Here is a 10,700-nt window from a genome sequence, read left to right as displayed (position 1 = left end):
GACCGGGCGCGGCTCGACAACGATTCGTCACACTACGTTCGGCAACCGAGCGAATACCGGGACGACACACCCGTGGGCGCGGCCATGGCGTCACCGCAAAGGAGATTGGGACGTCCCTTGACGGATCCGCGACCCGGGCCGCCTCCCGCCCGGCCGTCGCGGCACGGCCGATACCCTTGCTCGAATGACCGCCGAAGGACGGCCCGGCGAGGCCCCGGACGCGGCGCCGTTCGAGTACGGCGCCGACGGGCCCCGGGTGATCGTGACGGGCGTGGACGGATCGGACACGTCCCTGCGGGCCGCCGCGTACGCGTGGGGCCTCGCCCGCCGCGGCGGCGCCCGGCTGATCCTCGTGCACGCCACGCCGATCGCCGCGCTGTCCATGCTCACCCCGGGCGGGGCGTCCGTCATGCAGGAGGCCGCCGAGGAGATCGTCGGGGAGCTCGAACGGGACCTCGGCCGCGCCTACGCGCAGGCCCCCGTCGACTACGAGATCGTCACCGCGCAGGGCGACCCGTACACGGTCCTGTCGCGCGTCGCCGACCAGTCCCGCGCGGACGCCGTCGTCGTCGGCGCGTCCGCGCAGGCGGGGCACCGGCTGGTGGGGTCGGTGGCGGTCCGGCTGGTGCGCGCGGGCCGCTGGCCCGTCACCGTCGTCCCCTGACCGGTAGAACGGCGGGTTCGCGGGAAGGGACCCGGGTGCACGTTTCGGGGCGCCCGGGAGGCGAGCGGCGATGTCGGGTCCAATCTCGTCGGATCCCTACCTGACCGAGGTCGGCTGGACGGGCACGGCCCTGCGGCTCGCCGGACGGCTCGAGCACCGCGGGACCCCGCGCCTCGAGCTGCTGCTGCGCGAGCGCGGCGGCGAGGCGATCGTCCGCGTCCCCGCGACCGTCCGGACGGACGGCCCGCACGTCGCGTTCGAGGCGCTGATCGACGTCGCCGCCGTCGCGGGCGGCGCCCCGCTCCCCGGCGGCGTCTGGGACGCCGGACTGTCGGTCGACGCGGCGGACGCGGTGCCGCTCGGGCGCGCGCCCGGCCTCGACGCCTCCCCGCAGCGCAGGTTCCTGGACGGCGGCACGACCGTCGCGGCCTACGTCAGCCCCCGCGGCACGCTCGCCATCGACGTCGGCGGGCGGACGCACCCCGCGGGCGCCGTCCGCGCCGACGCGCTCGCGTGGGACGAACGGGCCGGGCACGTCGAGATCAGCGGGCGACTCGACCTCGCCGGGCTCGCGACGCCGATCTCGGCGACGCTGGACCTGCGGGAGCGCGGCGGCCGGACCTACGAGGTGATCTGCATGCTCGACGACCGCCCCGAGGGCCTGCACTACACCGCCGTCCTGCCGCTGACCAGGGCGTTCATCGACCAGCCGCTGCCCCGCGGCGCCTGGGAGGCGTGGCTGTGCCTCGGCTTCTCGGGGATGCACCGCGAGCTGCGCGTGCTCGCGCCGGCCGAACCCGTGGACGTCCGGGTGTGGCGGCGGCTGTGGCACGTGCGGGTCGCGTCCACGGCCGCGCCCGACCCGCTCACGATCACCGTGGGCCGGGCCTGAACGCCATCGACGCCGACACCACCGCGCACAGCACCACCACCACGGCCGCCCCGCCCGCGAGGTTGATCCCGGCGGTGACGACCCGCGCGTCCAGCGGCCCGTTCAGCAGCAGCGGCACGACCACCATCAGCGCCACCGCGAGCCCGCCGATGAACGCGAACGCCCGCACCGGACGCGCCGCCCCCGCCAGCAGCAGATGCATCAGCGCGGTGCCCTGCACCGTCGCGGCGAGGACGCACAGCGCGTAGCTGGTCGCCGCGCCCTCCACGGCGACGTCCGTCCCCGCGAACACCGGGACCTCGATGCCGAACGTCCCGCGCAGGCCGAGCACCGCCGCGAACGTCAGCAGCGACCCGCCCGCCGCGCACGACAGGCCCGTCCACCACAGCTGCCGCAGCGGCAGTTCGGGTTCGCTCTCGGCGTGCAGGGCGACGAACTCCTCGAACCGCCGGGCCGGGGCCTCCCGCCTGCGCACCGCCGTCGAGGGGCACCGGAACGACCGCTCCCACGGCCGTGCCGCCGGGCGGCTCCTGCCGGGCCGCCCGAATGACGAATCGGGCATGTCCCCTCCCCCGCTGCGAAATCGACCAGGTACTACCCGAGCCCATTCGCGGGAACTCCCCGAAGCCCAAAATTTGCAGACGTTTGGCGGCATAACAGCACGACGCGCCGCCCCTTCGGGAACGGCGCGCCGCGGACGGGACGTCAGATCTGGCCGGCCTTCTCCAGCGCCTCGCAGCAGGTGCCGGTGATCAGCCGCGTCACCACGTACGGGTCGACGTTGGCGTTCGGGCGGCGGTCCTCGATGTACCCCCGCTTGTCCACCTCGACCTGCCACGGGATCCGCACCGACGCGCCGCGGTCCGACACGCCGTAGCTGAACTCGCTCCACGGCGCCGTCTCGTGCATGCCGGTCAGCCGCCGCTCGATGTCCGCGCCGTAGCCCTCGACGTGCGCCTGCGCCCGCGCGCCCAGCGCCTCGCAGGCCGTGACGATCGCGTCGTACCCCTCGCGCATCGCCTTCGTCGAGAAGTTCGTGTGCGCGCCCGCGCCGTTCCAGTCGCCCTCCACCGGCTTCGGGTCGAGCGTCGCCGAGACCCCGTAGTTCTCCGCGATGCGGTAGAGCAGCCACCGCGCCACCCACAGGTGGTCGCCGACCTCGATCGGCCCCGCCGGCCCGATCTGGAACTCCCACTGGCCGGGCATGACCTCCGCGTTGATGCCCGAGATCTTCAGCCCCGCCGCGAGGCACGCGTCCAGGTGCGCCTCGACGATCTCCCGGCCGAACACCTCGTCCGCGCCGACGCCGCAGTAGTAGAAGCCCTGCGGCGCGGGGAAGCCCCGCTCCGGGAACCCGAGCGGACGCCCGTCCTTGAAGAACGTGTACTCCTGCTCGATCCCGTACCAGGAGTCCTGCACCTCGTACTTCTCCGCGACGGGCCGCAGCTCGGCGCGCGTGTTCGTCTTGTGCGGCGTCCCGTCCACCAGGTACACCTCGGACAGGACGAGCTTGTGGTCGCCGCCGCGGATCGGGTCGGGGCACACGAACACGGGCTTGAGCACGCAGTCCGAGTTGTCGCCGGGCGCCTGGTTGGTGCTCGACCCGTCGAACCCCCAGTCGGGCAGGTCCGCGCCGTCCGGAAGGATCTTGGTCTTGGACCGCAGCCGGGCGGTCGGCTCGGTGCCGTCGATCCAGATGTACTCGGCCTTGTAGCTCACGTCGGTCCCTCCGCAGGTATCGGGCTTCCACGAACGTGCCAACCAGCCGTTTCGCATCCATTGCCCATTTGTGAACGACGTGTAAAACGCGGAACGTCGGTGACGTTTGCCATACTGCGGCGCCATGACTCACGAGCCGGTCGACTCCTCGGCGCGCGACCACGCCCGCTTTCTCGTGGCCCTCGGCCGCCACGACTTCGCATCCGTCGTCGGCCGGTGCGGCGAGCTCTTCGACGCGGACGACCTCCCCGCCGTCGTCGCCGACGCGTTCGCCGCCCACCTCGCCGACCAGGAGACGTGGCCCGACGAGCTCGACACCGACCGCCTGCAGCGCGCGTTCCGCGAACTGGACACGTCCGGGATCGTCGCCCGCCTCGACCACACCTGCTGCCAGAACTGCGGGATCGACGAGATCGGCGGCGAGGTCGCGAAGGGCGACGAACCCCGCGGCTACGTCTTCGCCCACCGGCAGGACATGCAGGCCGCCGTCCCCGGCGGCGCCCTCACCCTCGCCTACGGCGTCTTCTGCGAGGACGAGCAGCCCCCGGACGCCCAGGCCGCGATCGGCGAGGAGGTCGCCGCCGCCCTCCGCCGCCACGGCCTCCGGGTCGACTGGGACGGCAGCCCCCGCCGCCGCATCGACGTCGCCCTCACCTGGCGGCGCCGCCGCTACGGGCGCCTCGCCGCCTACCCCGGCTCCCCGCCCCCGGCCGCGCAGACCGTGTCCGTCTCCTACGAGAACGGCCCGTCCGGCGGCGGCCAGTTCGGAGAACTCCCCGTGACCCCGGCGCAGGCGCGGGACGTCCTCCTCACCGTCACGCCCTACATGGGCAACTTCATCAACTTCATCACCCCGACGAAGAGCCTGATCGCCATCTGGGACCCGGGCCCCCGCCTCAAGTTCGAGATCCCCGACCCCGCGAAGCGCTGCTACTACAGCCGCCACGTCACCATCGAGGAGGCCGAGGAGGTCGTGACCGTCCTCGCCACCGAAGACCGCATCGCGCTCACCGGCGACCTCACCACCGAATACTGGGGCGGCTGAACACCGGGGCGAGCCGGATACCGGGCCGGGCCCGGCTCATCCCCCCGAGCCGGACGCGGGCCGGTCCCCCAGGAGCTGGGTGCGGACGCCCGCGAAGAACTCGACGAGGACGTCGACGCACTGCTCGAGGTCCGGATAGCGGCCCTCGAGATGGCCGATCGCCATCGCCTCGGTCAGCGCGGTGACGCCGTCGGCGACCATCTCCAGCCGCAGCGCCTCTTCCGGCGTGCCCGACGGAAGCCCGGCGGCGACGAGGTCCTCGACCAGCTGCGCGCGGGTGACGGCAGCGCGGCGCCGCGCCGCCTCGCCCAGCGGGGTGGCACGGTCGAAACGGGCACGGACGTTGAGCCGGAAGAACTCGGGGTGCCCGCACATCTTCTCGAGCGGGACGCGGAAGGCGTCCCGGAGCCGGTCGGCGCTGTGCGGCGCCGCGCTGGACCGCCGCCTCGCCTCGCGGATCACCGGGCCGACGTGCCGGGAGGCCTCCTCGCCGAGCGCCTCGAGCAGGTCCTGCATGTTGCGGAAGTGCACGTAGAAGGTCGACTGGGCGATGCCGGCGCTGCGGCAGACGTTCCCCGTCGAGAGCCCGCCCTCCCCCTCGGTGTCGAGGATGCGCAGCGCGGCGGCGAGCAGCCGGCGGCGGGTCAGGTCCTTGGCCTCGCGCCGGCTCAGTGTCACATCGGGCATCGGTCCCCCTGAACGGTCCATCCAACGATAGCCGTACCGGCTGGATAAGCAACCGAACCCGCTGGCCATCGCACAGAAACAGCCCTACGTCAATCCGTTGAAATCTCGTTCGGCGATAGTACTATCGGCGAAAATTGTGACCTCGGTCACGGGAGGGGCGGCCATGGGACTCCGGACGACACGGCGGCACCGGCGGCACCGGACGAGACGGCGCGCGGGCACCGTCTCCGCACTGGCCCTCGCCGCCTGCACCGCGCTGGCGACGTCCTGCTCGGGCGGCGGAACCTCCGGCGCGGGCTCCGGTGACGGCGCCGAGGGCCCGCCGGTGCGCGGCGGGCGGCTCGTCTACGGGCTCGGGGCGGACGCCGACGGGTTCAACCCCGTCACCGACTCGTTCTCCACGCAGACCTACGCGATGGCCGGCACCATCATCGAGACGCTGACCGCGGTCGACGCCACCGGCCGGTGGCGGCCGCTGCTGGCGGAGTCCGTCGAGCCGAACGAGGACTCCACCCGGTGGACGATCAAGGTCCGGCAGGGCGTCGCGTTCTCCACCGGCGAACCCCTGAACGCCGAGGTCGTCAAGGCCAACCTGGCGGCCCAGAAGGCGTCTCCGCTGACGGCCGCGGTGCTCGCCCCCGTCAGCGGCATCACGGCCGTCGACGCCCGGACCGTCCAGGTCGATCTGGCCGCCCCCTGGGTGAGCTTCCCCAGCACCCTGTCCACCCAGATCGGCATGATCGTCCCGCCGTCGTCGCTCACCGCGCCGGACCGGGCGAGCCGGCGACCCGTCGGCACCGGACCGTTCGTCTTCCAGAGCTACACGCCCGACAACCGCTTCATCGTGAAGCGCAACCCCGAGTACTGGCGCGACGGGCTGCCCTATCTCGACGCCGTCGAGTTCCGGATCCTGCCCGACTTCCAGACCCGGGCGCAGACCCTGGAGTCGGGCGGGCTGACCGCCATGGCCACCCAGCGCGACACCGACATCGTCAAGTTCGGCCGGCTCGCCGAACAGGGCGCGTACGAGCTGTACCGGACGTCCGGCATGGCGGTGCCCGAACTCGCCTTCATGCTCAACACCGCGGCCGGACCGACCCGGGACCTGCGGGTGCGGCGGGCGATGGCCCACGCCACCGACCGCGACGCGTTCATCAAGACGCTCCGCTCCGGCCTCACCGAACCCGCCGACGGCCCCTGGTCGCCCGACTCGCCCTGGTACGTCCCCGGCGGCTACCCCGCGTTCGACCCGGCCCGGGCGAAGGCGCTGATCGACGAGTACGAACGGGAGAACGGCCCCGTCCGGATCGAGCTCCTGAGCGTCCCCGACCAGTCGTCGATGCAGAACGCCGAACTCGTCCAGGACATGTGGGGCAAGGCGGGCATGGAGGTCACGGTGCGGCAGGCCGACCAGGCCACCCTCATCGAACGCGCACTCACCGGCAACTACGGCGCGATCGTCTGGGAGCAGTTCACCCGCCCCGACCCCGACGGCGAGTACTCGTTCCTGCACTCCCGGTTCGTCCGGCCGGTCGGATCGATGTCCATCAACATGAGCCGGATCGACGACCAACGGCTCAGCGCCGCCCTCGACGCGGGCCGCGCCGGCTCCGACGACGCCGCGCGCAAGAAGGCGTACGCGACCGTCCAGCAGCGGCTGCGCGCGACGCTGCCGTTCATCTGGGTCGACCACCTCAGCACCAGCGCGGTGATCACCAAACCGAACGTGCACGGCCTCGCGCGGTACGAGCTTCCGGACGGGTCGACCGGCAAGCCGCTCACCGGCTCGGCGACGCACCCGTTCGGCCAGATCTGGCTCGGCGGCTGAGCGCCGATGGCCGCGATCGCGCTGCGGCGAGGCGCCCAGCTGCTGTTCGTCCTGCTCGTCGTGACCCTGCTCGCCTTCTGGATGATCACGCTGCTGCCCGGCGACCCCGCCACGCAGATCCTCGGCTACTCCGGGGACCAGGCCGCACGGGAGGCGGTCCGGCGGGACCTCGGCCTGGACGAACCGTTCTGGCGGCGGTACCTCGCCTGGCTCGGCGGCGTCGTCACCGGTGACCTCGGCACGTCCTACATCACCAGCACCCCCGTCACCGAGTCCCTGACGCAGCGGCTGCCGGTCACACTGGAACTGCTGCTGATCTCCCAGGCGATCTCGCTCGGCCTCGCGGTGCCCGCCGGCGTCGCCGCCGCCCGCCGCCCCGGCGGCCTCCTCGACCGGACGGTCACCACGGTGGGCTTCGGGCTGCTGTCCACCCCCGTGTTCGTGTCCGGCGTCGCCCTCATCATGGTCTTCGCGGTGCGGTGGCCGCTGCTCCCCGCCACCGGCCACACCCCGTTCACCGCCGACCCCGCCGCCAACCTGCGCTCGATGCTGCTCCCGGCGGTGACGCTCGCCGCCGGGCAGCTCGCGATCTACGCCCGGCTCCTGCGCTCCGACCTCGTCGCGACCCTGCAGGAGGACTACATCACCCTCGCCCGCGCCCGCGGCCTGTCGCCCCGCCGCGTCCTGTGGCGGCACGCGCTGCGCCCGTCCGCGATCTCGCTCGTGACGGTGGCGGGCCTCAACCTCGGAGCGCTGATCGGAGGCGCGGTCATCATCGAGACCCTGTTCGGGCTGCCCGGCGTGGGCCGCCTCATCGTCGACTCGATCCTGTCCCGCGACTACCTGGTCGTCCAGGGCGGCGTCCTCGTCGTCGCGATCGGATACGTCCTGGTCAACTTCGCCATCGACCTGCTGTACGGCGTGCTCGACCCGAGGATCCGCCATGCGTCCTGAGACCGTGCCGGCGTCCGCGCCGAAACGCCGACGGCTCGACCGGGGCTTCCGGCTCGCCGTCCTGTGGATCGTCCTCGTCACCGCCGCGGCCCTCACCGCCGACGTGCTGCCGCTGCCCGGCCACGACGCCACGCTCAGCGGCGAACCCGGCAGCGGACCCGCCCCCGGCCACCCGCTCGGCACCGACGCGCTCGGCCGCGACCTGCTCAGCCGGATCGTCCAGGGCGCCCGGGTGTCCCTCGGCGTCGGCGTCGGCGCCGTCCTGCTCGGCCTGCTGATCGGCGGCCCGCTCGGCCTCCTCGCCGGCTACCGGCGCGGCCTCCTCGACCGGATCGTCATGACCGCCAACGACGTCCTGCTCGCCTTCCCGGCGATGGTCTTCGCGCTCGCGGTGGTCGCCTTCGCCGGCCCCAGCGTCCGCAACGTCCTGATCGTCCTCGGCCTGCTCGGCGTGCCCGCCTGGGTCCGGCTGATCCGCGGCGTGACCCTCTCCCACGCCCGGCGCGAGTTCGTCACCGCCGCACGGGCGCTCGGCGCCCGCGGCGGCACCCTCATGTGGCGGGAGATCGCGCCCAACGTCGCCCTGCCCGCCCTCTCCTACGCCTTCACCGTGATGGCCGTGGTCATGATCGCCGAAGGGAGCCTCGCCTTCCTCGGCCTGTCGGTGCAGCCGCCCACGCCCACCTGGGGCGGCCTGATCAACGAGGGCCGCAGCACGATGGACACCGCGCCGCACATCGTGCTCGTCCCGTCCGCCGTGATGTTCCTGACCGTCCTCGCCTTCAACCTCGTCGGCGACCGCCTGCAGGAACTCACCGGCTACCGGGAGAGCGGCCTCGAACCCGCGCGTCCCAAGAAGCGCACGACGGCCCCGGCCCCGCCCGTCCCCCGGCCCGCCGGGCCCGCGCCGCTGCTCGAGGTGGCCGGCCTGCGCACCCTCTTCCCCACGCCCGCCGGGACGGTCCGCGCCGTCGACGGCGTCTCGTTCACCCTCGAACGCGGCAGGACGCTCGCCATCGTCGGCGAGTCGGGCAGCGGCAAGTCCGTGCTCATCCGCTCCGTCCTCGGCCTGCTCCCGGACGCCGCCGAACGCACCGGCCGCGTCCACCTCGGCGACCGGGACCTCACCGACGCCGGCCCGGACGCCATGCGCGACGTCCTCGGCACCCGCATGGCCACCGTCTTCCAGGACCCGATGACCGCCCTCAACCCCGTCCGCACCATCGGCACCCAGGTGACCGAGCCGCTCCGCGTCCACCGCGGGATGAGCCGCCGCCAAGCCCGGGAAGCCGCCGAACGCCTGCTCGCCTCGGTCGGCATCCCCGAACCCCGGCGCGTCCTGCGCGGCTACCCGCACCAGCTCTCCGGCGGCATGCGCCAGCGGATCACGATCGCGATGGCCCTGTCCTGCGACCCCGAGATCCTCTTCGCCGACGAACCCACCACCGCGCTCGACGTCACCGTGCAGAAGCAGATCATGCGGCTCCTGCACCGGCAGCGCGACGAGCGCGACATGGCGATGGTCCTGGTCAGCCACGACCTCACGGTCGTCGCCGACCACGCCGACGAGGTGATCGTCATGTACGCGGGCCGCGTCGTCGAGCGGGGCCCGGCCCAGGCCGTCCTCAACGCCCCCCGCATGCGCTACACCGAGGCGCTCCTGCGGGCCGCCCCCGACCTCACCGCCCCGCCCCACACCAGGCTCGCCGTCATCGACGGCCGCCCGCCCGACCTCGCCCGCCCCCCGTCCGGCTGCCGGTTCCACCCCCGCTGCCCGCTCGCCCGCGAACGCTGCCGCACCGACGAACCCCCGCTCGTCCCGGACGGCGACCGGTCCCACGCCTGCTGGTACCCGGCCGACACGAAGGAAGGCACACGACATGGCGGGTAGCGGAACCGCGCACCTGCGCGACGGCGACGAACTCCTGCGCGTCCAGGACCTGACGGTCACCTTCCCCGCCGGACGCCGCCGCGTGCACGCCGTGTCCGGGGTGAGCTTCGACGTGGCCAGAGGCGAAACCCTCGGCATCGTCGGGGAGTCCGGCTGCGGCAAGTCCTCCGCCGCCCGCGCGATCATGCAACTGCCCCCGCCGTCCGCCGGCTCGATCCGCCTGGCCGGCCTGGAACTCACCGGCCTGCACGGCGAAGCCCTCCGCCGCACCCGCCGCCGCCTCCAGATGATCTTCCAGGACCCGATCTCCTCCCTGAACCCCCGCCGCCGGGTGCGCGACATCGTCGCCGAAGGCCCCCGCATCTGGGGCGGCGACCCGTCCCGCGTCGACGAGGCCCTGCACGCCGTGGGCCTCGACCCGTCCACCACCGCCGCCCGCCGCCCGCACGAGTTCTCCGGCGGCCAGTGCCAGCGCATCAGCATCGCCCGCGCCCTGGCCCTCGACCCCGAACTGATCATCTGCGACGAACCCGTGTCCGCCCTCGACGTCTCCGTCCAGGCGCAGATCCTCAACCTCCTCGAGGACCTCAAGGCCCGCTACGCCCTCACCCTCGTCTTCATCGCCCACGACCTGGCGGTCATCAAGAACATCAGCGACCGCGTCCTCGTCATGTACCTGGGCAAGACCTGCGAACTCGCACCCAGCGAAACCCTCGTCGCCCGCCCCGCACACCCGTACACCCGCACGCTGCTGTCGTCCGTCCCCCGAGGCCCGCTCCGCCTCCCCCCGGAAGAAGAACCCCCCGAAACCGCAGAACCCCCGTCCCCCCTCTCCCCGCCCACCGGCTGCCGCTTCCGCACCCGCTGCCCCCGCGCCGACACCCGCTGCACCACCGAAGAACCCCAAATGCGCCCCATAGCCCCCAACCACTGGACCGCCTGCCACCACCCCGTCCTCCCCTAACCAAGCAGCCCCCGGCAACACAAAACCCCCGCTCTCCCATTCGGAGATCGGGGGTC

The 10,700-nt window shown here is 73.2% G+C and carries 10 protein-coding genes; 7 read left to right on the top strand and 3 right to left on the bottom strand.

What is annotated here, in order from left to right:
- The first annotated feature begins 184 nt into the window (after positions 1–184).
- Together AB0L25_RS11810 and AB0L25_RS11805 are read left to right on the top strand one after the other, a co-directional pair.
- Entirely contained in the window at positions 185–664 is a 480-nt protein-coding gene (locus tag AB0L25_RS11810) for a universal stress protein (protein ID WP_500171125.1), read from the top strand.
- A 70-nt stretch (positions 665–734) separates the two neighbouring features.
- Complete coding sequence (locus tag AB0L25_RS11805) at positions 735–1,556, top strand: hypothetical protein (protein ID WP_500171123.1); 822 nt, start codon at positions 735–737, stop codon at positions 1,554–1,556.
- Here AB0L25_RS11805 and AB0L25_RS11800 read toward each other — a convergent pair.
- Together AB0L25_RS11800 and glnII are read right to left on the bottom strand one after the other, a co-directional pair.
- Positions 1,537–2,118 (bottom strand): hypothetical protein, encoded by a 582-nt coding sequence (locus AB0L25_RS11800; RefSeq protein WP_500171121.1) that lies wholly within the window; start codon positions 2,116–2,118, stop codon positions 1,537–1,539. The two genes, AB0L25_RS11805 and AB0L25_RS11800, sit on opposite strands and share 20 nt — an antisense overlap.
- A 143-nt stretch (positions 2,119–2,261) precedes the next feature.
- Positions 2,262–3,275, bottom strand: a complete 1,014-nt coding sequence (gene glnII / locus AB0L25_RS11795; RefSeq protein ID WP_500171120.1) for a glutamine synthetase — start codon at positions 3,273–3,275, stop codon at positions 2,262–2,264.
- A 124-nt stretch (positions 3,276–3,399) separates the two neighbouring features.
- Between glnII and AB0L25_RS11790 the strand changes: the two genes are divergently transcribed.
- Positions 3,400–4,320 (top strand): DUF6891 domain-containing protein, encoded by a 921-nt coding sequence (locus AB0L25_RS11790; RefSeq protein WP_500171118.1) that lies wholly within the window; start codon positions 3,400–3,402, stop codon positions 4,318–4,320.
- A 36-nt stretch (positions 4,321–4,356) separates the two neighbouring features.
- Here the strand turns inward: AB0L25_RS11790 and AB0L25_RS11785 are convergent, their stop codons facing one another.
- Entirely contained in the window at positions 4,357–5,007 is a 651-nt protein-coding gene (locus AB0L25_RS11785) for a TetR/AcrR family transcriptional regulator (protein WP_500171116.1), read from the bottom strand.
- Positions 5,008–5,170: 163 nt separating this feature from the next.
- On the opposite strand from AB0L25_RS11785, the gene AB0L25_RS11780 reads away from it, so the two are divergent.
- From AB0L25_RS11780 to AB0L25_RS11765, 4 genes are read left to right on the top strand one after another with little or no spacing between them, the layout of a single operon-like run.
- Complete coding sequence (locus AB0L25_RS11780; RefSeq protein ID WP_500171114.1) at positions 5,171–6,835, top strand: ABC transporter substrate-binding protein; 1,665 nt, start codon at positions 5,171–5,173, stop codon at positions 6,833–6,835.
- A 6-nt stretch (positions 6,836–6,841) separates the two neighbouring features.
- Positions 6,842–7,789 (top strand): ABC transporter permease, encoded by a 948-nt coding sequence (locus AB0L25_RS11775; RefSeq protein WP_500171112.1) that lies wholly within the window; start codon positions 6,842–6,844, stop codon positions 7,787–7,789.
- Positions 7,779–9,680 (top strand): dipeptide/oligopeptide/nickel ABC transporter permease/ATP-binding protein, encoded by a 1,902-nt coding sequence (locus tag AB0L25_RS11770; RefSeq protein WP_500171110.1) that lies wholly within the window; start codon positions 7,779–7,781, stop codon positions 9,678–9,680. Before AB0L25_RS11775 ends, AB0L25_RS11770 begins: the two co-directional genes overlap by 11 nt.
- Positions 9,670–10,644, top strand: a complete 975-nt coding sequence (locus AB0L25_RS11765) for an ABC transporter ATP-binding protein (protein ID WP_500171108.1) — start codon at positions 9,670–9,672, stop codon at positions 10,642–10,644. Before AB0L25_RS11770 ends, AB0L25_RS11765 begins: the two co-directional genes overlap by 11 nt.
- Positions 10,645–10,700: the final 56 nt, after the last annotated feature.

It is taken from the genome of Spirillospora sp. NPDC052242 (genome assembly GCF_040679555.1).
GTDB lineage: Bacteria > Actinomycetota > Actinomycetes > Streptosporangiales > Streptosporangiaceae > Spirillospora.
Note: the sequence above shows the minus strand (reverse complement) of the source record. Positions and strands in the feature narration are given on the sequence as shown.

What these genes read in the sequence shown, in the direction of transcription:
- AB0L25_RS11810 (WP_500171125.1), top strand. Translation starts at nt 185, where the DNA reads ATGACCGCCGAAGGACGGCCCGGCGAGGCCCCGGACGCGGCGCCGTTC.
- AB0L25_RS11805 (WP_500171123.1), top strand. Translation starts at nt 735, where the DNA reads ATGTCGGGTCCAATCTCGTCGGATCCCTACCTGACCGAGGTCGGCTGG.
- AB0L25_RS11800 (WP_500171121.1), bottom strand. Translation starts at nt 2,118, where the DNA reads ATGCCCGATTCGTCATTCGGGCGGCCCGGCAGGAGCCGCCCGGCGGCA.
- AB0L25_RS11790 (WP_500171118.1), top strand. Translation starts at nt 3,400, where the DNA reads ATGACTCACGAGCCGGTCGACTCCTCGGCGCGCGACCACGCCCGCTTT.
- AB0L25_RS11785 (WP_500171116.1), bottom strand. Translation starts at nt 5,007, where the DNA reads ATGCCCGATGTGACACTGAGCCGGCGCGAGGCCAAGGACCTGACCCGC.
- AB0L25_RS11780 (WP_500171114.1), top strand. Translation starts at nt 5,171, where the DNA reads ATGGGACTCCGGACGACACGGCGGCACCGGCGGCACCGGACGAGACGG.
- AB0L25_RS11775 (WP_500171112.1), top strand. Translation starts at nt 6,842, where the DNA reads ATGGCCGCGATCGCGCTGCGGCGAGGCGCCCAGCTGCTGTTCGTCCTG.
- AB0L25_RS11770 (WP_500171110.1), top strand. Translation starts at nt 7,779, where the DNA reads ATGCGTCCTGAGACCGTGCCGGCGTCCGCGCCGAAACGCCGACGGCTC.
- AB0L25_RS11765 (WP_500171108.1), top strand. Translation starts at nt 9,670, where the DNA reads ATGGCGGGTAGCGGAACCGCGCACCTGCGCGACGGCGACGAACTCCTG.